Origin of the sequence: Bartonella sp. WD12.1 (assembly GCF_002022415.1) — a bacterium.
Taxonomy (GTDB): Bacteria; Pseudomonadota; Alphaproteobacteria; order Rhizobiales; family Rhizobiaceae; genus Bartonella.
The window spans coordinates 840847-867099 of sequence record NZ_MUBG01000001.1 but is presented as its reverse complement, the minus strand read 5'-3'; the positions used below and the strand labels follow the sequence as shown (position 1 = coordinate 867099).

The window sequence follows — 26253 nt, the reverse complement described above, 5'->3', positions numbered from 1 at the left end:
TTATTTCATTTTTTAACTCAGGGGAGTGAGTTATATTCATTTTATTTCTGATTCTTCATATAAACGAATAATATGTTGGAAATTATTGTTCAATTCTCACTCTCTTGTGGGCAGGGGAATTAGCATTTTAAAGTATTTTTAGATATAAACGATCAAAATGATTCTTTTTTGAAAGTATTGAAACTGTGACCGATCTTACTCCACTGACAGAACGTGATGTGCTGACCGGTATTGAGCCAGTTAGTATTATTGAAGAAATGCAACGCTCTTATCTTGATTATGCGATGAGCGTGATTGTGTCACGTGCATTACCTGATGTGCGTGATGGATTAAAACCTGTTCATCGTCGTATTCTTCATGCGATGAATGAAATGGGTCTTTCTTTCAACAAATCTTATCGTAAATCAGCAGGTGTTGTCGGTGAAGTGATGGGGAAATTTCATCCCCACGGTGATGCTTCGATTTATGATGCATTAGTACGTATGGCGCAGGATTTTTCTTTGCGAAATCCATTGATTGACGGGCAAGGAAATTTTGGTTCCATTGATGGTGACCCACCTGCAGCGATGCGTTATACAGAATGTCGTTTAGAGAAAATTTCAGAAGAACTTTTAACTGATATTGATAAGGATACTGTTGATTTTCAAGATAATTATGATGGGCGTGAACGTGAACCTATGGTTTTACCAGCACGTTTTCCTAACCTTTTGGTAAATGGATCGGGTGGTATTGCTGTAGGAATGGCGACTAATATTCCTCCACATAATCTTGGTGAAGTTGTTGATGGGTGTATCGCTTTAATTGATGACCCCAGTATAACGCTAGATGAGATGATTAAAATCATTCCTGGTCCTGATTTTCCTACAGGGGGTATTATTCTTGGTTGTTCGGGTATTCGTTCAGCATATGAAACGGGGCGGGGTTCAATTATTATGCGTGCTAAAGTCGATATCGAAGAAATTCGCAATAATCGGCAGGCAATTATCGTAAGCGAGATACCTTACCAGATTAATAAAGCTACGATGATTGAAAAGATAGCTGAATTAGTTCGTGATAAACGCATTGATGGAGTTTCTGATTTACGCGATGAATCTGATCGTGATGGGTATCGGGTTGTTATTGAGCTTAAGAGAGAAGCTGTTGCGGATGTTGTTTTAAATCAACTGTATCGTTATACGCCGCTGCAGGCCTCTTTTGGTTGTAATATGGTTGCGTTGAATGGTGGCAAACCTGAGCAGATGACGTTGCTTGATATACTTCGTGCATTTGTTTCTTTCCGTGAAGAAGTGGTAAGTCGGAGAACAAAATATCTTTTACGTAGAGCGCGTGAGCGTGCGCATGTTTTAGTTGGGCTTGCTATTGCTGTTGCTAATATTGATGAAATTATAGCATTAATTCGCAAGGCATCTGATCCACAAATAGCGCGCGCACAATTAATGGAGCAGCGTTGGTTGGCTATTGATATAGCACCTTTAATTAAGCTTATTGATGATCCTCGTCATATTATCCATGAGGATAATACATATCATTTATCAGAAGAACAAGCGCGTGCTATTTTGGAGTTGCGTTTGCAGAGGTTAACAGCACTTGGTCGCGATGAGATTGCTGACGAATTAAATAAAATTGGTGTAGATATTACCGATTATCTTGATATTTTGGCATCGCGTTCACGAATTATGGGTATTGTTAAAGATGAACTAAACGCTCTTCGTGAAGTATTTGCAACTCCTCGGCGCACTGTTTTTGGTTTTGGTAGTGCGGATATGGATAGTGAAGATCTGATCGCACCAGAAGAAATGGTGGTGACGGTTAGTCATAGTGGTTATATTAAACGTGTGCCTTTAAATACGTACCGTGCCCAACGTCGTGGGGGTAAGGGGCGTTCTGGTATGGCTACAAAAGATGAGGATTTTGTAACCCGTTTATTTGTAGCTAATACACATACGCCGGTTCTTTTCTTTTCATCACGTGGAATTGTTTATAAAGAGAAAGTTTGGCGTTTGCCTATTGGTACGCCGCAATCGCGTGGGCGAGCTTTAATTAATATGCTGCCCTTGCAACAAGGTGAGCGTATAACAACAATTATGCCTTTACCAGATGATGAGGAAGATTGGAGCAAACTTGATGTTATGTTTGCAACAATGCGTGGGACTGTACGTCGCAATAAATTATCAGATTTTGTTCAAGTTAATCGTAATGGTAAAATTGCAATGAAATTTGGTGAAGAAGGAGATGAGATTCTTTCCGTAGAGACCTGTACAGAGTATGATGATGTTGTTCTTACAACAGCGAATGGACAATGTATTCGTTTTCCTGTGAGTGATGTTCGTGTGTTTGTTGGGCGTCATTCAATGGGGGTACGTGGTATCAACATGGGTGATAGTGATAAAGTCATTTCTATGACTATTTTAAAGCATGTTGAGGCTACGTCGACTGAGCGTTCTGCCTATATTAAACGCGTGATCAGTGAACGGCGTGCAGCTGGTGCAGATGATGAAGATATTGTCATTGGTGATGAAGAGTCAGAAACAACCGTAACAGAATTAACAGATGAACGTTATATGGAGCTTAGTGCCCATGAACAAATGCTCTTAACAGTTAGCGAGTTTGGTTATGGAAAACGGTCTTCCTCTTATGATTTTCGTATTTCAGGACGTGGAGGAAAAGGGATTCGTGCAACCGATCCATCCAAAACAGCTGAAATTGGTAAGTTAGTGGCAGCCTTTCCGGTGGAAGCACAAGATCAAATTATGCTTGTCTCAGATAAAGGGCAGCTTATTCGTGTTCCTGTTAATGGTATTCGCATAGCTGGTCGTTCGACAAAGGGGGTAACGATCTTTAATACAGCAAAAGGTGAGAAGGTTGTATCAGTTGAGCGTATTTCTGAGCCTGAAGTTAATGCTAGCGAACCAGATGTGGAAGAAAGTGAGCAGCATTGCAATGTGGTTGATGCGGACGACGAAGTGTAATTGTGAAAACATTGGAGTAAATGATGACCATTGCTCTTTATGCAGGTTCTTTTGATCCTATTACAAATGGTCACCTTGATGTTTTGCAAGGCAGTTTATTATTGGCCGATGAAGTGGTGGTGGCTATTGGTATACAAAGTGGAAAACAATCACTTTTTAGTTTTGAAGAGCGTGTTGATTTAATTACACAAGTCGGGAAAGACTTATTAAATACAGGTCCTGATCGATTGCGAGTTATTGCATTTGATAATCTTTTAATTAATAAAGCGCGTGAAATTCAAGCTTCGTTTCTTATTCGTGGTTTGCGTGATGGTACTGATCTCGATTACGAAATGCAAATGGCAGGGATGAACAAGATTATGGCTCCTGAATTACAAACTGTTTTTTTACCGGCAAGCGTTTCTAGTCGTCCAATAACTTCTACATTAGTGCGCCAGATTGCTGCTATGGGGGGGGACGTTATGCCTTTTGTTCCTCAAAATGTTGCACAAGCTTTGTGTTTGAAATTTAAATCCTTGAAGGAAAAATGATTGTGTATATTAGAATTTTTGCCATTTTAACATGTATTGTTTATTTTTTTTCATTTAATGCTTTAGCAAATGAGCATAATACCCTTGTTTTATCTCTTAAAAATGGTGATATTGTTATTCGTTTGCGTCCCGATCTTGCACCAAAACATGTTGCTAGAATTAAGCAATTAACAGAAGAGGGTGCTTATAATAATGTCGTATTTCATCGTGTTATCCCTGGTTTTATGGCACAGACAGGCGATGTAAAATTTGGAAAAAAAGATAGTACTGATTTTGATCTTAAGCGCGTTGGTATGGGGGGTTCAAATTATCCTAATTTAGTAGCAGAGTTTTCAAAACAGCCATTTAAACGTGGTACTGTTGGTATGGCACGTTCACAAGATCCTCATTCCGCAAATTCTCAATTTTTCATTTGTTTTGATGATGCTACTTTTTTAAATGAACAGTATACTGTTGTTGGGGAAGTTGTAAAAGGAATGGATGTTGTCGATAAAATTAAAAAGGGCACTGTAAGTAACAATGGATCTGTGGCAAATCCTGATGTTATTGATACTGCTCATTTGCAACGTAATCAATAAATCAAAGGAATAATTATATGGCTGAGATAAAAGACCCAGAAAATACTTTAATTCTTGAAACAACAAAAGGCAATGTAGTGATTGAGTTATTTGCTGATTTAGCTCCTGGTCATGTGGTACGTATTAAAGAGTTAGTGCGTGAAGGTGCTTATGATAATGTTGTTTTTCATCGTGTTATTGATGGTTTTATGGCTCAAACTGGTGATGTGAAATTTGGAAAAAAAGATAGCGAAAAATTCGATTCATCACGTGTGGGTATGGGGGGGTCAGATAAACCTGATTTGAAAGCAGAGTTTTCGAATATTTCTCATAAACGTGGTACAGTTTCTATGGCACGCAGCCAAAATCCAGATTCTGCTAATTCGCAATTTTTTATTTGCTTTGAAGATGCTCCTTGGCTTGATCGTCAATATTCTATATGGGGACAGGTTATGAAGGGTATGGAAAATGTTGATAAAATCAAGCGTGGCGAGCCTGTTGTAGAGCCTGATGCGATTATCAAAGCCAGAATTGCTGCGGATACAAAGTAATATTAGAGCATATTGTGCAGATAATTTCTGTTTACGGTTTAATTTGGAATTTTATTGAGGTTAGGGTGAACTGTGTATTTGGTGTAAATAGAATTTTTCAATTTTGAGTTTTTCGAAATAACGAGCCTTATTGAAATTAACTTTTTACATCAAAATGCACATGTGCTTTATATTGTATTATTCAAAAGTAATCTTACAAGATTTTTATGTTTGTAATTTTCTAAGTTTTTCAATGAAAAGAATATACAAGTTTTTATGAGATAAAATATTATTCCGATATAGTTGAAATATTTATTTTTTGGGTTCTGTTACTCTCATTTATTTGGTTAGAATGCTGTTTCTGTCTTATTTGTTGCGTTTGAAATTGCGTTTAGAATGTTGAGAAGATATTGAAAAGAAGAGAAATGCTAAATTATTTTTATTTATAAAATAAAGTAACAGCTTTGATTACCAGTCTATATTTTAGCGAGAAACTTCAAAATGGGCTTCAAAAATATAAAATAGAGCAGCACTATTATTGGTTTCATAATGTAGAAGATGTGTAATTTATTCTGAATGTAACAGATATGCGTAATCATAAAATGGATTCAGAGAAATTAGTTATATTCATACCTAAAAGTATTTAGGTATTTATGGTACTAAAAACATACAAAAATAAAGTCATTACTATTTAAGTACAACACTTAAGGTTATTTAAAACTGTAATGGATAAATGTTAGTATTTTGAGCTATACAAGCCAAACACTACAGATATTTTATTGGTCAGGCTATTTTTTATTGTGTTAATTGGCTGATAATAAATTCTCATTTATTTTGTTGAATTCTCTTAAGGCTGATTTCAGTGTTTAGTAGAGTAAAGTCATTTATAACACTTATAATAATGCGATCAAAAAAGGAGTTGTATTTTTTGTTGCTATAGCGATATGAATTTGTTTAATCGAAAAGACGAAAATGATGGTTAAGACGTTTCACTATAACAAAATTGCTCAAGATGGACAGGCACGTTTGGGTGAAATTATAACAGGACGTGGACGTATTCGCACACCCGCATTCATGCCAGTTGGAACGGTAGGGACCGTTAAGGCTATGTATATGGATCAGCTACGTGATCTTGGGGCAGATGTTATTTTGGGTAATACTTATCATTTAATGTTGCGGCCTGGGGCTGAGCGGGTTGCACGTTTAGGAGGCTTACATGAATTTGCACGTTGGCCTGAACCTATTTTAACGGATTCTGGTGGTTTTCAAGTTATGTCCCTTTCAGGGATTTGTAAAATTACAGAGAAATGTGTGATTTTTCGCTCTCATATTAATGGAGCGTATTATGAAATGAGTCCAGAACGTTCTATCGAAATTCAAGGACTGCTTGATTCTGACATTCAAATGCAGCTCGATCAATGTATTGCATTACCTGCAAGTGAAAAAAAAATAGAAGCTGCTATGGAACTTTCGTTGCGTTGGGCGCAGCGTTGTAAAACAGCTTTTGGTAATCAACCAGACAAAGCAATGTTTGGTATTGTTCAAGGCGGTGATAGTATGAAATTGCGTGAACGTTCTGTTCAGGCATTGAAAGAGATGGATTTGAAAGGCTATGCTATTGGAGGGCTTGCAGTTGGTGAAACTCAAGATGTTATGATGGCTGTATTGGATGCTACTTGTTCTATTTTGCCAGAGAATAAACCACGCTATCTCATGGGAGTGGGCACTCCAGATGATATTTTAAAAAGTGTCGCTCGAGGTATTGATATGTTTGATTGTGTTTTACCAACACGTGCTGGGCGCCATGGTTTAGCTTTTACCCGCTTTGGTAGGGTAAATTTGCGCAATGCACGTTACGCGGAAGATTCTTGCCCTCTTGATCCACAATCGCCTTGTCCTGCTGCACGCGATTATAGTCGTGCTTATTTGCACCATTTAGTCAAGTCTAATGAAGCTCTTGGTGGCATGTTGTTAACTTGGAATAATCTTTCTTATTATCAACAGCTTATGCAAGGCATTCGTACTTCCATTAAAGCAGGATGTTATGCTGATTTTTGTGCAGAAACGAATGCTTTATGGACACAAAGCAATAAGGCGCTAGCACATTAAGTATGTATCTATCTTTGACGATAGTTGATTTTTTTCATTGTGTTAAGTTTGTTTTCTCATAGAGAGAATTTTCTTAGCAGTTTTGATTGATTAGAGTAATTTTTTGAAAAATATAAAACTGCGCTATCATAAAAAATGAATTGCGCAGTTTTATTGACAATATTTTCTCTGCACTGTCAATTTAACAGAGGATTATTACTCCGATACGCATTACCTGATCCGGAGAGAAACAGTTTATTTTCTATTTCTGAGTAACTGTTTAGATTAACAATGTTAATTACAGGTTAGTAATTTCTTAAAGAAGTATGAAAATTGCATTTTTTATATAAGAATGGCTTTAAGTGTGCAGCGTTATTGGCATGGTGCTGTTTATTATGTTTCAACCAATATTATTAACACTCATTTTTTGTTTTACTTAATTAGTGATGTTACAGTTTGTAAGCAGTTTCTTGAATAACATTTATTTTGCAATTATGACTGTGGTTGATTTAAATATGCTGAAAAATAACGTCTGAAAGCTATTGTTAACAGTATTATATTTGTTTTTGACAATTACGATTACTATTGAAGTATTAATGCAACTTAGGTCGAATAGCTTGTGTGGATAAGCTGCTTTTATTTTTGTGACTGTTGTTTTATGTGTTTTATGGGCTCGATAATAAAAGCTCTTGCATAAATAGGTTGGATAGCCCCTTCAAAGTATCTCTCTTTTGCAATTATTCACGTTAGCAAATGTGCATTACTAATATTAAAACTTAAAGCGTCAGTATTATTTCTCTGAAACAATAGGTGTTGTTTCATTGTTTTTTGCTATTAATAAAGGAATTACCTGCTTCATTTAAAATACAGTTATTTAATTTTACAAAAAAATCCCCAAGCTTTCTCTTTTCGCAAAGCTCAGGGATTTCAATTATATTAATTGGCCATTTCTTTTTTTAAATTTGCATCAATTTTATCGAGGAATCCTGTTGTAGAAAGCCATTTTTGTTCTGGTCCGATCAAAAGTGCGAGATCTTTTGTCATAAAACCTTCCTCAACAGTCTGGATACAAACTTTTTCTAATGTAACGGCAAAGTTTTTCAATTTCTCATTGTTGTCAAGTTTGGCACGATGAATCAGCCCGCGTGTCCATGCAAAAATAGAGGCGATAGAATTTGTTGATGTTTCTTCACCTTTCTGATGCTGACGGTAATGACGTGTTACTGTACCATGTGCAGCTTCTGCTTCAACAATTTTACCATCTGGTGTCATGAGAACAGAAGTCATAAGACCAAGAGAACCAAAACCTTGAGCAACGATGTCTGATTGAACATCACCGTCATAGTTTTTACATGCCCAAACGTATCCACCTGACCATTTAATTGCTGAAGCGACCATATCATCAATCAAGCGATGCTCGTAGTGTAATTTGCGGTTTTCAAATTCAATTTTAAATTCTGTATCAAATATTTCTTGAAAGATGTCTTTGAAACGACCATCGTATGCTTTTAAAATAGTATTTTTTGTCGAAAGATAGACTGGAACATTTCGTTGTAGGCCGTAATTAAAAGATGCACGAGCAAAGTCACGAATTGATTCATCAATATTATACATGGCCATAGCAACACCCGCACTTGGGGCATCAAAAACATCGTGCTCTATAATTTGACCATCATCACCGACAAATTTGATACTTAGCTTCCCTTTACCAGGGAATTTAAAATCGGTTGCTTTATATTGATCACCAAAAGCGTGGCGCCCAATAATAATAGGTTTTGTCCAGCTAGGAACGAGGCGTGGGACATTTTTACAGATAATGGGCTCACGAAAAATGACCCCTCCTAAAATGTTACGGATTGTGCCATTTGGCGACTTCCACATTTTTTTTAAGTTAAATTCTTTAACACGTGATTCATCAGGAGTAATAGTTGCACATTTTACACCAACCCCATATTGTTTAATAGCATTGGCAGAATCAATAGTAACTTGATCATTGGTTTCATCTCGGTTTTTGATGGAAAGATCATAATATTTAAGATTAATATCGAGATAAGGGTGGATCAATTTGTTTTTTATATGCTTCCAAATAATGCGGGTCATTTCATCACCGTCGATTTCAACGACGGGATTTTCTACTTTGATCTTTTCCATTAGAAGTCCTTTTTCATTTAAGTAATATTATCTTCTATAACACTTTCAAGTCTATGATGAAAAGTAAAAATAAGTGATAATAATAGAAGAGTATTAAATTTCATAAGCAAAGAGTTATTGAATATATCAATAAGCTGTTTTGTAATTTTTATTTTTTAAAACAAAATTATAATGAATAAAAATAAATTTTATAAAATAATCTTTGTTTTTTCTATCTTTGTTTTAATATTTATTTGTGTCATATAAAAAGGCTATAAAAGTGTTAGTAAAATATACCAGCTAAAATGGGGAGGGGAGAATAATGGTTTTTATTGATTCATTTCAGTCCAACATAAAAATTGATGAATATCAAAAGCACAGTTTACCTATGGAGGGGCATTTTGATGAGCCGCTTCATGATACTATTCAAGCGCCATCTGTATCTATTGATACTAAAGATATTTTTCCTTTAAAATTCTATGATGCATTGTCACATATTAAAGAGGTATCTGATAATAGAGTTCAAGTTACCGAAGTTTTGTCTCCTGTAATGGAATCCACTCATTCTATTGTTTTGTGGGGAGATTTAATTGACGCTGATTCTTCGCAATTTCAGGGGTATGATGATGTTCCAAATGGTCACTTTCAGGTTTATGCCCCTTTGACAGTAAGTGATAATCAATTAAAAGATCTTGTACATTCCTTAGCAAAAGAAGGCAAATTGCTTGGAGGGTCACAGGCTTTATTTAAAGCTTTAGATCATGATACTGCTAAAATATACAATCAATCGACTATGGAAAATTTTACTGGAAGACCTATTGATTGGAAGAAAAACGATATGTTTGGTACAATGTGGGATCGTCGCATGATTGATGAAAAATTAATTCAACAGTTTGAACAAGAAGGTAAGCAGATATTTACTGGCGCCATAGGATCTATACATTTTTCTGTTGTGTATTAGATGTTTTATAAAACTGTTTAATCTATTTGTAGATTTGTTAAATTTTTATGATAATTTTTTAGAATACCTATTCTTGTAAGTGGCTTAATCAAAAAGCTTATAAATCTTTTGTGGGTGTTTTTCTTTCCATTAGACTGTGATATACTAGTTTAGATAAAATCAATACTATAAAGAAAGAACTGTAACTCACGAATAAACTACTAATCTTAGCTCGGAGCTAGTTTTTGAAAAAACGTAAAAAGTATTAAAAGTTTTTAACATAAATCTTACGTAGATTTTTAGTAGTGTGAGTGTTTCTTGGTGTTGCATTTAAGAATAGCAGCACAACATTAGCAGATGGCAAAATATCCAGCTCTAAAATTTTTCTCAAAATTTATGAAGTTCATTTAGAGTATGTAAGTAACAATGAGCACTTTTATATTGGTATTTGAGTTTTCTGTACTCTTGATTGATAATATTAAAATAACGGAAATTTCTCTTCAACAAACTATAAGGAACGCTCTGGTAATCAAAATTTAAAAAAGTACAAGCACCCTTAAACTATTCTTTCCTATATTTTGAAAATTTAACAACGCTTCCTTTTATTTAAGGAGGATAACTCCAAACTGTACTTAAATTTTTTAGTGTATAGTTTTTTGGGTATCTTCAATTTCTCTTATTTCTAATTTTGGGAGATTACGAACAATTTTCATTGTTTCTAAACTTACAGTAATTATCCGTTGAAACAATTCTAAGGGGTAAGCAGGATTGCCAATAATCTCAACAGCGTAACGATTAGCATCATTAATAATGCCGCTTGCTTTATCAATTTTCACAATCTGGCGATCCATAACCCATTCAAGAGCGGGTCTACCATTTACTATATAATCATAAGCTTCCAATGGGATATTTTGCATAGTAATTTGTGCATTATAAATCACAGTGCTTTTATCAATAGCACCACGTTTACCAGCAAATTTCATTTTCTCGACACGGTAGAAACTGACCTTATCATCAACAACCCAAGTACTTGGATCACCCTGTTTATAGGTGACAGGATATGGCTCGACCTCTTCATAATTTGTATGCAAATCACCAAGCTTTCGACCAGCCTCAACAAAAGCCCAAAAATCCTCTACTTTTTTAACCGTTGGAATACGAGGCAATTGTTTGGAAAGATTGTGAGCGTAGCGGGCACGATAATCCTCAGAATGTAAAATTCCATAGACGTAAAAGAAGAGATCATCCTTTGTAATTACTTCGCTAGGGTAAGCTGCTTTAAAATACGTTAACCCTTCATCAGTTATAGCATCACGTCGTTGCAGGCCATCTACCTTGTTTTCTTTTGCACAAGACGCAAATAAATGTATTTGCTCTTCACCCTTATCTTCTAAAGACTCAACATTTTCGTAAACATATCGTGGAAAGCATTGACTTTTCTCCAGTGCGTCAAGATTAGGTAAATCCTTAGTCATAATAACAGAAAAACCCGCTCTTGCTCCAGTTCCTGTGATTTGGATCACTTTGTTTTCAACTGCTTCTTTCAGAGGAAATATACGTGGCATTTGGTATACCATTTCATTGAAAGCACGATTATAATAAAGCCATTGGCATGTGAAAGGTCGATAAAGACTTTGAGTAAGACAATCACTCTCAAATATAAAAATATTTCCTTTAGCTAACTGTTGTTTGAGAGAATGACTCCAACTGATTTTTTTGGCATCTGTGTTAACGAAATCCTCTACAGCGTTTGCACGTGTTTTACGATCAGAATTTAGGTATGCAGCATTAAAACGCTCTACTTCACTATTATAAAAAGCAATCATATTGCTCATATTTTTTGCTAAAGCTTCATGACTTGAGTTATACACCCAAGCATCACGATTAGTTACAATGCCACAGGAAAAAGTTTCAAATAGTTTTAAATCACTACTTTTCCTATCTCCTAAAGCTAGAAATTTTTCAAAATCACTGTTGCGTTTATTGAGCCAATCGTTGTGCTTGTCTGGTGTAATCGTCTGCCAATCATGTTCACGCTTGATGCCATTAATATTGCTTAAACGTTGAAGTTCAAAAAGTTTTTCTTTTCTCGTGAGATTATCACCAATGTCACAATAATAAATTTTTCCATGTTCTTGTGCTGTGGAATTTTTGATAAGAATAGAAATAGCAATACCTGTCATACTTCCACTACCAAAAACATTCTGGCCTTCTTGAGCACGCCCTTTACTTAACATATTTTTACGAATATCCCCTCGTAAATTAAGCACATAAATATTCGAAAATTCTTCACTTAAACATTTTCGTAAGCCATCCATGGAACGTGTATTAATAAAGCCTGCATTTGTGATAAAGCCAATAACTCCAACATCGTCAATACGATCGCTTGCCCAACGAATTGCGCGAATGTAACTGTCATAAAGCGATCGTATTAAATTACCTCTAGATTGAGCAATGTAGGTTTCACAAATGTGTCTATCTAATTTAGGATAGCTGATATTTTTCGCATTGTCGTTTTCACTTTTCTGCCCTACAGAATAAGGTGGATTACCAACAATAACACGAATATTCAGATTTTGCTGATGTAACCGTCGTGTACTATTATCCTCTAAACCGCTAAGCAGGTCTTTTTCTTGCCCCTGCTCCTGTTCGCGCTCATAAAGCTGGAATGTATCGGTTAAGCAAATCCCCTCGAATGGCACATAATCTCCACCCATAATGCCGTGATATGTCGCCTCAATATTAATGGCGGCAATATAGTATGCTAACAATACTATTTCATTAGCGTGAATCTCATGACGGAATTTGTGTTCCATTTCCTCCCGTTTAATTAGACCAGATTGTAAAAGTCGCGTAATAAAAGTTCCCGTTCCCGTAAACGGGTCCATAATGTGGACACCCGGCGAACCAAGTGTTTGCCCAAATTCAGTTTGTAACACCTCATTGACTGAGTGAATAATAAAATCGACAACTTCAACAGGAGTATAAACAATCCCCAGTTTTTCCACAGTGCGTGGAAATGCATAACGAAAAAACTTATCATAAAGTTCTAAAATTAAGCTTTGTTTTGCTTGTGGATCAGTAATTCCACGAGCTCGTGTTTTTACACTATCGTAAAATTTTTCAAGATCTTTGGATTCCTTTTCAAGGTTAGCTTCATTCAACACATCAAGCATACGTTGCATAGCACGTGACACAGGGTTATCACGAACAAACTGATTCCCTTCAAACAACACTTCAAACACAGGGCGCGTGATAATATGCTGTGCGAGCATTTCAATCGCATCGCCTTCTGTGACGGTGTTATTTAAATCATTACGTAATTCTGCCAAGAATCTATCAAAGGTCTGCTGCACTTTAGTATTTGGCGCTGCCAAAATGCCTGTTAAGCGTGTGATATGATTTTTGGCAATTTCAGCGATATTGCTAGCCCAATCCTTCCAATAATGACGCGTACCACATTTGTCGACCATCCTTGCCTTGATCGCACGAGAAAGTTCATCAACACAAAAAGAAAGTTCTCCTTGGATTTCATTTGTAGCAATAAAATCTTGCCCCGATGTTCCTATGCGCAATTCTGCAGATTTTGACCGCGTTGGAAGATCATCTACAACACAAGTAACAGCTTGCAATTCAGTGCTTTGGGTAACGCCGATAATTTCAATCCTATTGCTTACATCTTGCCCCAAAGATGCTTGATTAATTGTGGTATCAAGACGCTCATCATGAGCACGTAAAGCATTTAAAATTTGCCAGATAACGCGATACTTTTCATTATTGTTTAAGGCTTGCTCAACTGGAATACCAAAAGGAATTCCAATTGGTAGAATGACATAACCCATTTTTTTGCCCTCAGACCGACGCATCACACGCCCAATCGCCTGGACAACATCTATTTGGCTCTTACGTGGGTGTAAAAATATAATAGCATCAAGAGCTGGAACATCTACCCCTTCAGATAAACAACGTGCATTCGTCAAAACACGGCAAGCATTATCCTCAGTATCAGCTTTCAACCAATCAAGTAATATACCACGCTCTTTAGCATTGAACGTGCCATCAACATGTTTAACTTTACATTTCAGAGATGGCTCGTTTTCAGTATCCTCTTTGTTGATATAATCAAGATATTCTTCAACGACTGCAGAAAACTCATCACGGAGCAGTTTGGAGCTCTCGATATCTTTACAAAACGCTAAAACACGCTGCATAGGGGCAGGGTCAAAGCTAACATCAGCTTTCATGTCGGTTTTATTTAGGGCCTTATAACACCCAATGATCTTTGTTGCATCATCAAGGATAAGTTTAGACTCGCTATCACTAAGGCGCTTTTGTACAGCTGAACTTACAAGTCCTTCATCCATTGCCAACACAATGACTTTGTAGTCCGTTAAAAGACCATTTTCCACTGCCCATGAAAAGCCACGATAAAAAAGCGTTTTACCAAAAAGCTCCTCATCATCCATTGAAGCAAGAACTGCATTAATTTCATTAGCTCGACTTTTTGCTTTATCACCAAAAATACGCGGTGTTGCTGTCATATAAAGGCGTTTTTTGGCACGAATAAACTCATTAGAATGCACCTTAACGAAATTAGATTCACTTTCTCCACTCACTGTTGCACCTGTTGTACGATGAGCTTCATCGCAAATAACAAGATCAAACGCGGGCAAGCCATATTTGTTTTGAGCATCAGAAATAACTTGAATGGATTGATAGGTTGCAAATACAACAGTCATTTCATTTTCCACAACATCGCTAGCATTTTTTGCAAGTTGAGCGGCATTGGTTGTTGCTGGAAAAACAAGATCCGACACATCAATTTCAGCAATATCGTCATTATTTTTACGACGCTTACCAACTTGCGTATCTGAACACACTGCAAAGGACCTTAAGTAGATTTGTGCATCATTTGCCCATTCACGTACCGTTTGTGACATGAGAGCAAGGGAAGGAACAAGAAATAAAACACGCTTGCCTTTACCTGCCAAATCTTCAGCAATCTTAAGACTGGTAAATGTCTTACCTGTACCACAGGCCATGATAAGCTTGCCACGGTCTGCTTCAGAAAGTCCAGCACGTACAGCATGCAATGCTTCTTTTTGGTCTCCACGTAAATCTTTTTTGGGTGCCAAAACAATTTGATTTTTAGCTGCAAAAGTTTCCCAACGAATAGGACTTTGTTGCATATCAGAAAGATTGATCCGTATAATAGGAATGCTTTGTCCTTCTTTCATTGCTTCGGCGTTGTCACTCCAAGGTTTTTCAGTGCTATCTATAATGACACGCCGCTTGAATAGATCTTTCCCTGATGCTGAAATAAAGCTATCGATATCTTTTTTTCTAATTCTATAGTCTGCATCATAGAATTTACATTGGATGGCTGCAAAACCGTCTTCTTTACGAAGTTTTGCGACAAGATCTATACCAGTGTCACGAGCATCCCAACCATTTTCTTTAGCCCAATCTTGAAAGGTTTGAACATTTTCATATTCCCTACGCTGGAAAGGATCATGAGTGAGATAAGCAAGAGCAAAACGCTCAAAATATGTTCCTTTATCCCGTTGAGTACGCGCTTCATCACGATATGTCTGCAAAAGCGACTGTAGTGTCTTCTCTGCCATAATATTCCCCGCTCACTATCCCGCATGAAAATGTTTTCAACTATCGTGTCTAGACAAATTCGTCAACCTGGCAATATATTGTTCTACACAAAAGATACAAAATTATTTAATAAATGAGATGTTTTATTTATAGGCAGAATAAAGCTATAAAATTCTATTATTTTCTATAATAAAACAGTGAAATTATACTATTCAGCAGTATTATTTTTCATAACCGATATGCTATTTATATTATATTCTTCGGTTGTTCATTTATGTAACTATTAGCTACATCCTTTTAACGAATGTGATTTATATTTACAATCTCTGTCATGTATTTTCCTTTTCCATATGAATAACACCTCCACTTTTATCATAAGCATGAGGCGGGGTATTATCATCTATTGTGTCACCTTTGTTTGGTGTGGTGTTTATGATATTTTTGCGCTGTATTTTGTTGCGTTTCACTAAACAGTTCACATTTTATGTTTGTTATATAACTGTCCGCTGTATCCAATTTATGTTTGACACTTTTGATGCTCTATTGTTTCGGGAATGTAAGGGTGGAAAGGTGGGGCTATTGTTACCGGTGTAGCTTTATAAAAGCAGAACAAATAAGGGTATTTGATAATCTCAAACTGTCTGATAGAAAAAATGAACACCATTATAGAATCACTTGCCCGTATTGGTAAAACAATTTCGGATCATTGGTAAATTAGTACGGTTTGTGTAGGTTTTGGTTGTTATACTTGTGTCAGATAGCGTCAAAAGAACTTATTTGAAAGCTTACAAGAAGGACAGAGCGCTCTAGAAGGATATCTTTTAAAGGGCAGAGGAGAGCAAGGAGTGAAAAAATATCTTGCGATTATACTTGATGCATTCGCTGCTCTTTTAGAGATTGTAGTGAATGTTTGTCAGATTAGAAAGAAAGTTGAACAACGCAAATAAACAGAGACATCTTTAAAAGCAGTAACACGGTGACTGAAATAAAAGACGAGATTAACAAGAAAATTGACGTTGATGTGCATTCTGATCTTTCAGACTGGGTGTGTAACAAATAAAATACTTCATGTGTTAGGTGGTTGCCGGTGTATTTGGATCAAAAAAATTATACTGTGACCAGTTCAAGCTTAGCAAGAGATATTTTAAAGAGTAATGAATATGGGAAACATTTGTGTGGGTTGTTAAAAAACCAGTTTACAAGAGTTCAAGGAAATTGTTAGAGGGCAAGTTGGAAAATCTTGTTTCCTAACCTTACTACTTTATTTTTGAGCTTTAAAAAGGATAATAAAATCAAATAGATATAGAGATAAAAAAGTAACTGGTACGCCCAAGGGGAATCGAACCCCTGTTTCCGCCGTGAAAGGGCGATGTCCTAACCGCTAGACGATGGGCGCAAACCAGTGATGAGGCTTATAGAGAGGATCTTTTTACTTCGCAACCCCTATGAGTGATTTTTTTACAAAAAACACATTTTATTGGATTAGTTTAAATATATATGTCGATACAATTCACACTATTCCACACAACATTAAATGAGAGAATCTACGAGATTAATTATAAGATCGGTGAAAAATCTTAACGTTGGCAACGATAATAACCAAATGATATTTTATTATTTCCAATTTCGGTAAATAAATGAGACCGATGAAGATCAGTAGCGTTTGGTAGTTAAAGAGCAATTTGACAAAACACAATGACAGCTTCTTATTAATTAAAAAAATGATGCGTATCATATGAAAGCTGTTTTTTTAGACACAAATCGCAGATTTATTAAATTTAATTGAAAAATAAGAGAATATTGCGTTATGAAATTGAAAAAACGTTGTACCATACTGCATGAAGTGGAAATCAGTAATTATTTAAATACAGCGCTTTATTTTGAGGGTAATTTATTTATCAATTTCAAGATTTCAGATATTTAAACATAATATATAAACGTTGAATTTATATCAAACTCTCAAATCTTTGCAGTATTAGAACGGGTAGGTGAGGGGTTTACTGTTGGATATAGAAAATAGCAGCTTCTTTAATATATGTGACCTTATTTAAATTCTGCAGTATTTATATGTCCATACAAATTATAATTTTTAAGTTTATTCTTTAAAAATGCAATTTTTGTGTTTCTCATAGTTTTTGAATGTTTAATTAAATAAACAGATGTTGTTGTCATTTTAAGAGTAGAGATGTAATAAATACGTAGTATTCGCTGTGAATGAGCATGATTTGCATCAAAGACAAGCGTTATTTCAAATATTTTTCAATAAAGATAAGAAATTAGCAGGCAGTTTAAATAATGGCGAAAGCTTTAAGGGTTGGAATTGGAGGCCTTGGAACGGTTGGTGCTTCAGTTGTTCGAATTTTACGTGAAAAGGCAAATACTTTAACTTGTCATTGTGGACGTCCCATAGAAGTTGTTGCTGTTAGTGCTCGTGATAAGAATCGTGATCGTGGAATTGATTTAAGTCATATTAAATGGTTTGATTCACCTGTACAAATGGCTTCTTCTAATGAAATCGATGTTTTTGTTGAATTGATTGGTGGTGAATTGGATGTTGCGCTTGCTTCGGTTGAGGCTGCTTTTAAGGCAGGACATCATGTTGTTACTGCTAATAAGGCACTATTAGCCCAACATGGAGTAGCACTTGCTACTCATGCAGAAGAAAAAGGCGTTTTTCTTAATTTTGAAGCGGCTGTTGCGGGTGGAATTCCTGTCATCAAAGTGATGAAAGAATCTCTTTCCAGTAATCATGTGTCACGAATTTATGGGATTCTTAATGGAACCTGTAACTATATATTAACGCGCATGTTTACTGAAGGTCTCTCATTTAAAGACTGTTTGGCAGATGCACAAAAACTTGGTTATGCGGAGGCTGATCCGATTTTTGATATTGAGGGTCACGATACCGCTCATAAATTAGCTTTATTAACAAGTTTGGCATTTGGAACTGCCATTTCGTTGGATGATGTTTATGTTGAAGGGATTAGCAATATTTCGCAAGTTGACATCCGCGCAGCTGATGAACTGGGTTATCGTATTAAACTTTTAGGAGTTGCGTTGAAAACTGATACAGGAATTGAGCAACGTGTTCATCCAGCAATGGTACCCGCATCATCTGTGATTGCGCAAATTCATGGTGTTACTAATGCACTTGCCATTCAAAGTGATTTATTGGGTGAATTACTATTTTCTGGTCCTGGTGCTGGAGGGGCAGCGACAGCTTCAGCAGTTATTGGGGATTTAGCTGACATAGCAAAAGCACATTCTGGTTTTCAATATAGATCTGCTTTGGGACGGCCAGCATTAGCGCTTATCCCTTATAAAAAAGCATGTATTGCTACCCACGCAGGGGGTTACTTTATTCGTTTGAGTGTGCATGATCGTGCTGGTGTTTTTGCGACGGTTGCAAAGCATATGGCTGATCATGATATTTCATTGGAATCAATTGTTCAGAGGTCTTTTATAGAAGGCCAAATTGGGGGGACAAAAACAATTATTTTAATTACGCATGAAACAACAGAAGCAAACATACAACAAGCACTTGCAAGAATCGCAAAAGATGGTCATCTTGTTGCAAGATCTCGATTCATTCGTATCGAACGTATGACATAAAATTACGGAAATTTATTTTATATGATCCTGTTTATTTTATGGTGATAAAGGGGAAAGTTGATTATTTTTTGTAGAAAGCTTTCATTTTTACGAGAAAGTTTTATTGTTAATATTTGATAGTGAGTGCTAATGTTGTTAGCTCATACTAATCTGGTAGGATTTTTCATATGCCCAAAGTAACTCAAAACATCTTAAATGGACTTGATCGTATTTTAACGCTTGAATTAGTTCGTGTGACTGAGTGTGCTGCTGTTGCAGCTGCACGTTTACGAGGGCGTGGTGATGAAAAGGCAGCTGATCAAGCTGCTGTGGATGCAATGCGTCAGGAACTTAATCGTTTACCTATTAATGGTACGGTTGTGATTGGTGAAGGTGAACGCGATGAAGCTCCTATGCTTTATATTGGAGAAAAGGTAGGGCTTCGCACTGGGCCAGAAGTTGATATTGCACTTGATCCACTTGAAGGAACTACAATTTGCGCTAAAAATTTAGCTAATTCACTTGCAGTAATTGCGATCGCTGAAAAAGGTAACTTGCTTTACGCTCCAGATGTTTATATGCAAAAAATTGCTATTGGTCCGGGCTATCCGAAGGGTTTGGTTGATATAGATGCTGAACCTGCAGACAATATTTATGCTCTTGCAAAGGCTAAAGGAGTGGCTGTTGACCAAATTACTGTATGCATTATGGACCGGCCTCGACACACAGAATTGGTTAGTAAAGTACGTGCAACTGGTGCAGCTATCCGTTTGATTGGTGATGGTGATGTTGCTGGTGTTATTCATACAACTGATCCAGATGAAACGGGTATTGATATTTACATGGGTACTGGTGGAGCACCAGAAGGGGTGTTAGCTGCAGCGGCTTTGCGTTGTATTGGTGGGCAAATGCAAGGGCGTTTAAAACTTGATACAGAAGAAAAGATTGCACGCGCTGCCAAAATGGGAATTAGTGGTCCCAATAAAGCTTATACAATAGAGGAAATGGCAAAGGGTGATGTCTTGTTTGCTGCAACGGGTGTGACTGATGGTAATATGCTTTCTGGTGTTAAATTTACACGCAATTATATTCAGACAGAAACTATTGTGATGTGTTCATGTACGAGAACAATTCGTAATATTAAGACACAGCACAAAACACAATCAAAATTTAGTTGATTTTTTATTCTTTTAAGCTGTTGTTTTTAAAAGATAAAATAACCCTTTTAGAAGTTAAATTCTTATAAAATTTTAAGAATGATGAATCTTAAAGATATTCTCTAGTTTTTATGAGTTTTTAAGTAAGCTGAACAGGGTGTACCCAGCCATTTTTGTCTTCTATATTTTCTTTTTGAATGCCAATTAATTGTGCGTGAAGTTTTGCTGTGATGTCACCAATTGTTTCATCCCCAATGACAAATTCTCCCCCTTTATATTTAAATCGTCCAATTGATGTGATAACAGCAGCAGTACCACAAGCAAAAACTTCTTTAAGTTTACCATTTTTTGCATCTTCTTTTAGAGATTCAAAAGAATAAGGACGCTCTTCTATTGTTAGATTCATTTGTTGCGCTAACTTCAAAATTGAATCACGTGTTATTCCTGGAAGAATGGTGCCATTTAATGCAGGTGTTACAAGAGTATTATTTGCCATGATAAAGCAAATATTCATACCGCCAAGCTCTTCAATCCACTTATGTTCAACCATATCAAGGAACAGCACTTGACTACAATTATTTTTAATTGCGTTATTTTGTGCCAGTAAACCTGCTGCATAATTTCCGCTACATTTGGCAGCTCCCGTACCACCTGGACCAGCACGACTATATTCTGTTTCAACCCATACACTAACGGTTTTTTCTCCTGTAAAATATGACTCAACTGGAGATGCTATAATGCAAAAAATATATTCTCGAGAAGGACGTACTTTTAAAAAGCTTTCATTACCAAACATGAATGGGCGTAAATAAAGACTAGCATTTGGATGATCAGAAACCCACTTTTGATCAATTTTCACCAATTGATTGATAGCATTTAAGAAGATATCTTTTGGTAGCTCAGACATAGCTAATCGTTTGGCAGATTCTGCAAAACGTTGCGCGTTAGCATCAGGACGAAATAATAAAATACGTCCATCTTTTGCACGGTATGCTTTCAAGCCTTCAAAAATTCCTTGAGCATAGTGTAAAACGGTACTTGCAGGATTGATCTCTAAAGATTTGTACTGAGAAATAATGGCATTGTGCCAACCTTTCTCTTCTGTCCATTGAATAATACCCATATGATCTGTAAAAAATTGACCAAAACCAGGATTTTTTAGAATTTCTTCTCGTTTTTCATTTGATAAAGGTGACGGATGCTTTTCTATTTTAAATGGGAGAGATGATGTAAAAGAAGTCATAAATGAAACCTTCTGAGATTATATTTTATTTTTATATATTTTTACTGAGAAGATAACAAGATATTTCAATTGTAAATTATGATTAGCAATTTCTTAGTGTCAACGTTTTTATTGCAGATGTGAGATTATTCTTAAATACTTTTTGATTATATCGTCAGAGTTTTAATTTGAGAATTTGTCGAGAGACTCAAAACTTTTGTAAATATTTATTATCCTTCTGAAATAAGAATCTGAATAACTGTACGTATGCACATCATTTAAATGATTTAAAATTAGGGGAAATAAAAAGAGGAATTTACAATGATTGATTAAACTCATTCGCGTATGTGAGAAACGTGTGGAGCTGTAAAACAAACAAAAAATAAAAACACGTATTTTACTTAATAAAGGCTTTTGACTACCTTTGTGTTCATTATTTGCTTGTTTTTACTTTTGAATTTTTTACAAAATCACAAGAACGCGTCTTTATAGGATAAAGCTGTAATAGAATTGAATTAAGCAAAAAATAAGCAAAACATATAGCAACAATAGGCTGTTACTATATTATTTAGCGTGTAACAAAGCAATTTCCGCCAGAGATTTTGATGTTTTCGCAGAGGTTTATAGCTTCATTACGATTTTGAGTTTGAATACGGATACGATAATAGGTCCCTTTTTCTGGTATAGAAGTAAATTGAATATTGAAAGGACGCTCACCAATAAGAGATCCAAATTTAGATTTTAATTTTCTCAAAGAATTTTCAGCTAATTCAGACGTTGGGTGCGATGCAAGTTGTACATAGTAATTTTCTGAGTTGTGTGTTGTTATTTGTGCCGATAAATTTGAACGATCACTACTATGTGTTTGTACAGTTAAATTAGGTTTTACAGATAAAGGCACTGGTATGAATGAATCTTTAGTTTTCTTTTCAGTACTAGGAATAGAAGGATTTTCATTAGGAGTTTTATTAGGAGTGAAGAAATTTCCATCATCAGGGATAGAAGCACTTTCCGCAATAATTGTGTCAATATTTGTTGCGGTGCTATCTTCTACTTGATTATTGTTGATATTAGATGATTGAACAGAATCTACAGAGTCATCTTGAGGTTGATCAGCAGATTGATTAATTGCTTCAGATTGATCAGTGGATTCTATAGACTGATCTGCCAGTTTTTCATTTGTTTGATGCGCTGGAGTAAGTACCATTGTACCATCTGCTTTTACAATAACAGTTTGAACTTCTCGTGTTGGTACGGTATGGTCGAGAGCTTCTGTAATTGCATCTTCAATATTAGGTTCATCATGAGAAGAAGCAGAAGAGATATTTTCAGGTGCCTTCTCATTTAATACTGTTAAATTTTCAGGCGTTTCAGAACTGTCAACAAGAGGCTGTTGTGCACTTTCCTGTGTTTCGTCTTTACTATTTTTTTGATTGTAAATATTTAAATCATGAGTAACATTATTTTCAGTGTCAGTTGTTTCTGGTTTGACTTTAAAAGGTGTGTTATCAGCATGAATAATGAGAGGGTTTTCATTTTCACTTGATGATATAAAAAAGCGAAAATAGCTAAAAATACTAATTGCAATCAGAGCAAAAAGAATAACACTTCTAATAAAATTTTTTCTGATAAAATTTTTCGAATATGCAGTTGCTAATACATGGGTGGGCACTTCGTCTGCAGATTTATGTTGCGAACTATTGGCAAGAGGGGGAAAAGGTTGTTCTTTGTTTTCAACAGAAGAATGGTTAGCACTCTGTTGCGAGGTACTTATGGATGAACTTTCTTCTGGATCTTGCTTAGTATGATGAGAAATTTCATTGAAGGATTCATTGTGTTGCTGCTGTAAAAAATCTTCTGAAGAGACATTTCCTACATTGAATATGTCAGAGAATTCTTTTTGAAGACCATCAGCAGGTACATCATGTTTGGGCGCCTCATAGAGAATTTTTGAAGCCATAATGGGTTCAGTTTTTTCTACGATTTCGTCTGCAAATTTATAAGTGTCAACCTCTGGAGGAGGATTGTCATTGTGAGAATGCTCATCAAGAAAAAATTTTCTGTTTGTGTGGTATTAAGAAGTTCTGATAAGGCTTGTGTGTCACTTAAATTATTTTGATTATTCCAAATTTCACTCGCACTGTTTTGATGAGAAATATCTTCAGTAGTGTTTATATTGTTTTGGGAATATTGGGTTTGCGTATCTTTATATTCTGTAATTTTTGCAGTTTTATCTTCTTGTTTTAAGAATTCACCATCATAATGATTATTACCCAAATTTTGTTGATTAACCCGCATCTCATAAGGAGAATTTACGGGTGTATGATAAGCGCTTTGCTTATCATCATAATTTGATTGTGTATTGTTAGTTGTGGGCTGTTGTGCGTTTGTTTGTAAAAAAGCTTCAGTTTCTTCATATACTTTTTTAGTGATTGTATTTTTATTTTGTTCGTCTATCTCATCAAGAAAAAAATTTTCTAAATTTGTGTTTAAATTATCTGTTTCAAAAAAAGGATCAATATTAGTTTGTGCCGTTTTATTTTGTAGCCCCTCATTCTTCTGAATAGGTAATGGGGAAAGTGCTTCTAAGATTTGTTCTTCATCATTATGGGGAGAATAAGAATGCATTTCTTCAGAAAAAGAACTATTTTCTTCTGAGTAATTGGAAGCAGGGGCAGCTGTATCCATTGAAGTTGGATTGTTAACATTTGATTGTAAGTTCCATTGCTCATTTTGACTGTCAAATGGCGATTCATCCACTGAATTATTTTCAAAATTGTCTTCTAAAAAGGGAAGATCAAAATCATCATTTTGGAATGGAGTTTGAGGTGTGGAATAATCAGGTTCTAACGAAGAGTAGGTGTGATGAGAATTTTGATTTCTATCTTGTGTGTTTGAATTGAAAATTTGCGTAAACTCTTCCACAGAATCATGCTGTCCATGATTTTGTTTTTCTTCCTGCAAATTTTTGCGATTATTATCGCTCATAGGTTTTCTCACATGATGATCTGCGTTTGAATGCAGTAAATTTTTGTTAATTTAGATTTATTATGTTTGGAATCATAAAATCTTTTCTTTCAATCAAAAAAAATGCATTTTTATAAAAGAAGTATACAAAAAACATTTTTAATAAAAGGTCTATTTTATAGCTTTGTAGGACTTTTTCAACGCATTTCTGTTGATGCTTTTATTCCTACAATTTGAAGTCCTGATGATAAAATATTCATAACAGCTTGAATCAAACCTAATCTAGCTAAGGATAATTCTTTATCTTCAAGTTTTGTAAAGCGTAAACCAGGATTATCATTACCTTTATTCCAATGTCCGTGAAAGTTTGAAGCAAGATCATAAAGATAAAACGCTAGTCGATGCGGCTCTTTATGAATTACAGCTTGTTCAATAATACGTGGATATTCAGCAAGTTTACGTATTAACAATATTTCGCTATCATCTATTAACTTGTCAAGATAGGGAATCATTATGTTACTTGAAAGGTTGTCGACATGCAGGTTTTCTTGTGCTTGACGAAAAACTGAATGACAACGTGCACTTGCATATTGCACATAAAAAATAGGATTATCTTTTGATTGTTCTGTCACTTTTGTGAAATCAAAATCAAGAGGTGCTTCACATTTACGATAAAGCATCATAAAACGCACTGGATCACAACCAACTTCTTCTACAACATCGCGCAGGGTAACAAACGACCCCTCTCTTTTGGACATACGTACAGGTTGACCATTCCGAAAGAGTTTCACTAATTGGCATAAGAAAACAGCCAGTTTGGCTTTATCTCCAGAAATTGCTTTTGCTACTGCTTCTAATCGTTTTACGTATCCGGCGTGATCTGCACCTAAAATATAAATCATCTCGTCGAAATGGCGATTAAATTTATCACGAAAATAAGCAATGTCAGCGGCAAAATAAGTGTAAGAACCATCCGATTTAATCAAAACACGGTCTTGATCATCACCAACATCAGTTGAACGGAATAAGGTTTGCTCATGTGGTTCCCAATCTTCTACGATTTTCCCTTTTGGTGGAGAGAGTGTACCTTTATAGATATAACCATTTAAAGTGAGGTCATTGATTGCATTGCGAATGGCTTGCGCATTATCAGCATAAAGCATTCGTTCGGAAAAAAAAACGTCATGATGAATGTTCAAGGCAGATAAATCATCGCGAATCATAGTCATCATTGCGTCAATTGCACGCTCTTTTACTATAGATACAGCTTCAGATTTATCTATAGTAAGCAATCGGTCACCAAACTCTTGAGCAAGCGATTGCCCTAATGGTATCAGATACTCACCAGGATACAGCCCTTCTGGAATTTCATTGATTGTTTGCCCAAGCGCTTGACGGTAGCGCAACAAAACAGAATGTGCTAGTACTTCAACTTGTCCACCAGCATCATTAATGTAATATTCTTTAGTGACATTGTAGCCAACAAATTGAAGTAAATTAGAAAGAACATCTCCAATAACGGCTCCTCTGCAATGTCCGACGTGCATTGGACCTGTTGGATTTGCAGAAACATACTCAACATTGACTCGTTTACTCTGTCCTATTTGGCTACGACCATAGGCTACACCTGCTTCAATCATTGATTTTAATACGTCTTGCCAAAATGATTTGGTCAGTTTGATATTAATAAACCCAGGACCAGCAACATTAATGCATTCAATAGACTGATCATTTTTTAGAAGTTCTATAATTTTTTCTGCGAGTATGCGCGGGTTAAGTCCAACAGATTTTGCAAGCACCATAGCTGCATTGGTTGATAGATGACCGTGCGAAGGATCTCGTGGGGGGTCAACAGTAACTTTTGATAAATCTAAAGTTTCTCTATTTTTTTCTTTTATATCAGATAATTCGATTAATTCTTTAATTTTTTTTTCGAAACTTTTAAAGATATTCATATTCTAATTCCAT

15 protein-coding genes and 1 tRNA gene are annotated in these 26253 nt (G+C 35.7%); 8 read left to right on the top strand and 8 right to left on the bottom strand.

Annotation, left to right across the window (positions count from 1 at the left end; all coding sequences use genetic code 11):
• Window positions 1-185: 185 nt before the first annotated feature.
• The 5 genes from gyrA (at window position 186) to tgt (ending at window position 6695) form a co-directional block, all read left to right on the top strand.
• Window positions 186-2969, top strand: coding sequence for a DNA gyrase subunit A (gyrA, locus tag BWD121_RS03745; RefSeq protein WP_078663443.1), 2784 nt, complete (start codon window positions 186-188; stop codon window positions 2967-2969).
• A 23-nt stretch (window positions 2970-2992) separates the two neighbouring features.
• The gene (gene coaD, locus BWD121_RS03740) at window positions 2993-3499 is read left to right on the top strand and encodes a pantetheine-phosphate adenylyltransferase (protein WP_197684872.1); all 507 of its coding nucleotides are present in this window, start codon (window positions 2993-2995) and stop codon (window positions 3497-3499) included.
• 2 nt (window positions 3500-3501) lie between these two features.
• The gene (locus BWD121_RS03735) at window positions 3502-4077 is read left to right on the top strand and encodes a peptidylprolyl isomerase (protein ID WP_078664062.1); all 576 of its coding nucleotides are present in this window, start codon (window positions 3502-3504) and stop codon (window positions 4075-4077) included.
• Between the two features lie 17 nt (window positions 4078-4094).
• Complete coding sequence (locus BWD121_RS03730) at window positions 4095-4607, top strand: peptidylprolyl isomerase (protein WP_078663441.1); 513 nt, start codon at window positions 4095-4097, stop codon at window positions 4605-4607.
• Window positions 4608-5561: 954 nt separating this feature from the next.
• Window positions 5562-6695, top strand: a complete 1134-nt coding sequence (tgt, locus tag BWD121_RS03725; protein WP_078664061.1) for a tRNA guanosine(34) transglycosylase Tgt — start codon at window positions 5562-5564, stop codon at window positions 6693-6695.
• A 915-nt stretch (window positions 6696-7610) separates the two neighbouring features.
• Here tgt and BWD121_RS03720 read toward each other — a convergent pair.
• Window positions 7611-8825 (bottom strand): NADP-dependent isocitrate dehydrogenase, encoded by a 1215-nt coding sequence (locus BWD121_RS03720; RefSeq protein ID WP_078663440.1) that lies wholly within the window; start codon window positions 8823-8825, stop codon window positions 7611-7613.
• A 301-nt stretch (window positions 8826-9126) separates the two neighbouring features.
• Between BWD121_RS03720 and BWD121_RS03715 the strand changes: the two genes are divergently transcribed.
• Window positions 9127-9765 carry a hypothetical protein gene (locus tag BWD121_RS03715; RefSeq protein ID WP_078663439.1) on the top strand — a complete coding sequence of 213 codons (639 nt, stop codon included), beginning with the start codon at window positions 9127-9129 and terminating at the stop codon, window positions 9763-9765.
• Window positions 9766-10385: 620 nt separating this feature from the next.
• Here BWD121_RS03715 and BWD121_RS03710 read toward each other — a convergent pair.
• From BWD121_RS03710 to BWD121_RS03700, 3 genes are all read right to left on the bottom strand, one after another.
• Window positions 10386-15368 (bottom strand): type ISP restriction/modification enzyme, encoded by a 4983-nt coding sequence (locus tag BWD121_RS03710; protein ID WP_078663438.1) that lies wholly within the window; start codon window positions 15366-15368, stop codon window positions 10386-10388.
• Window positions 15369-15677: 309 nt separating this feature from the next.
• Window positions 15678-15815 (bottom strand): hypothetical protein, encoded by a 138-nt coding sequence (locus BWD121_RS08285; protein WP_158078243.1) that lies wholly within the window; start codon window positions 15813-15815, stop codon window positions 15678-15680.
• Between the two features lie 854 nt (window positions 15816-16669).
• Window positions 16670-16744 (bottom strand) — tRNA-Glu (locus BWD121_RS03700).
• Between the two features lie 899 nt (window positions 16745-17643).
• On the opposite strand from BWD121_RS03700, the gene BWD121_RS03695 reads away from it, so the two are divergent.
• Both BWD121_RS03695 and glpX read left to right on the top strand, forming a co-directional pair.
• A complete protein-coding gene (locus BWD121_RS03695) occupies window positions 17644-18960 on the top strand; it encodes a homoserine dehydrogenase (protein ID WP_078663437.1) in 1317 nt (438 codons plus the stop codon).
• 167 nt (window positions 18961-19127) lie between these two features.
• Window positions 19128-20117, top strand: a complete 990-nt coding sequence (gene glpX, locus BWD121_RS03690) for a class II fructose-bisphosphatase (protein WP_078663436.1) — start codon at window positions 19128-19130, stop codon at window positions 20115-20117.
• Between the two features lie 118 nt (window positions 20118-20235).
• On the opposite strand, the gene BWD121_RS03685 is transcribed toward glpX, so the two are convergent.
• The 4 genes from BWD121_RS03685 to argS form a co-directional block, all read right to left on the bottom strand.
• Entirely contained in the window at window positions 20236-21339 is a 1104-nt protein-coding gene (locus BWD121_RS03685) for a branched-chain amino acid aminotransferase (RefSeq protein WP_078663435.1), read from the bottom strand.
• A gap of 547 nt (window positions 21340-21886) precedes the next feature.
• A complete protein-coding gene (locus BWD121_RS03680; RefSeq protein WP_078663434.1) occupies window positions 21887-23278 on the bottom strand; it encodes an SPOR domain-containing protein in 1392 nt (463 codons plus the stop codon).
• 17 nt (window positions 23279-23295) lie between these two features.
• On the bottom strand, window positions 23296-24306 hold the full coding sequence (locus BWD121_RS03675) for a hypothetical protein (RefSeq protein ID WP_078663433.1): 1011 nt from the start codon (window positions 24304-24306) through the stop codon (window positions 23296-23298).
• Between the two features lie 176 nt (window positions 24307-24482).
• Complete coding sequence (gene argS, locus BWD121_RS03670; protein WP_078663432.1) at window positions 24483-26240, bottom strand: arginine--tRNA ligase; 1758 nt, start codon at window positions 26238-26240, stop codon at window positions 24483-24485.
• Window positions 26241-26253 lie beyond the last annotated feature (13 nt).

Bases quoted from the DNA above. Each gene is read 5' to 3' on its own strand.
- coaD (WP_197684872.1), top strand. From the start codon at position 2,993: ATGACCATTGCTCTTTATGCAGGTTCTTTTGATCCTATTACAAATGGT.
- BWD121_RS03730 (WP_078663441.1), top strand. From the start codon at position 4,095: ATGGCTGAGATAAAAGACCCAGAAAATACTTTAATTCTTGAAACAACA.
- tgt (WP_078664061.1), top strand. From the start codon at position 5,562: ATGGTTAAGACGTTTCACTATAACAAAATTGCTCAAGATGGACAGGCA.
- BWD121_RS03720 (WP_078663440.1), bottom strand. From the start codon at position 8,825: ATGGAAAAGATCAAAGTAGAAAATCCCGTCGTTGAAATCGACGGTGAT.
- BWD121_RS03715 (WP_078663439.1), top strand. From the start codon at position 9,127: ATGGTTTTTATTGATTCATTTCAGTCCAACATAAAAATTGATGAATAT.
- BWD121_RS03710 (WP_078663438.1), bottom strand. From the start codon at position 15,368: ATGGCAGAGAAGACACTACAGTCGCTTTTGCAGACATATCGTGATGAA.
- BWD121_RS03695 (WP_078663437.1), top strand. From the start codon at position 17,644: ATGGCGAAAGCTTTAAGGGTTGGAATTGGAGGCCTTGGAACGGTTGGT.
- glpX (WP_078663436.1), top strand. From the start codon at position 19,128: ATGCCCAAAGTAACTCAAAACATCTTAAATGGACTTGATCGTATTTTA.
- BWD121_RS03685 (WP_078663435.1), bottom strand. From the start codon at position 21,339: ATGACTTCTTTTACATCATCTCTCCCATTTAAAATAGAAAAGCATCCG.
- BWD121_RS03680 (WP_078663434.1), bottom strand. From the start codon at position 23,278: ATGGCTTCAAAAATTCTCTATGAGGCGCCCAAACATGATGTACCTGCT.
- BWD121_RS03675 (WP_078663433.1), bottom strand. From the start codon at position 24,306: ATGAGCGATAATAATCGCAAAAATTTGCAGGAAGAAAAACAAAATCAT.
- argS (WP_078663432.1), bottom strand. From the start codon at position 26,240: ATGAATATCTTTAAAAGTTTCGAAAAAAAAATTAAAGAATTAATCGAA.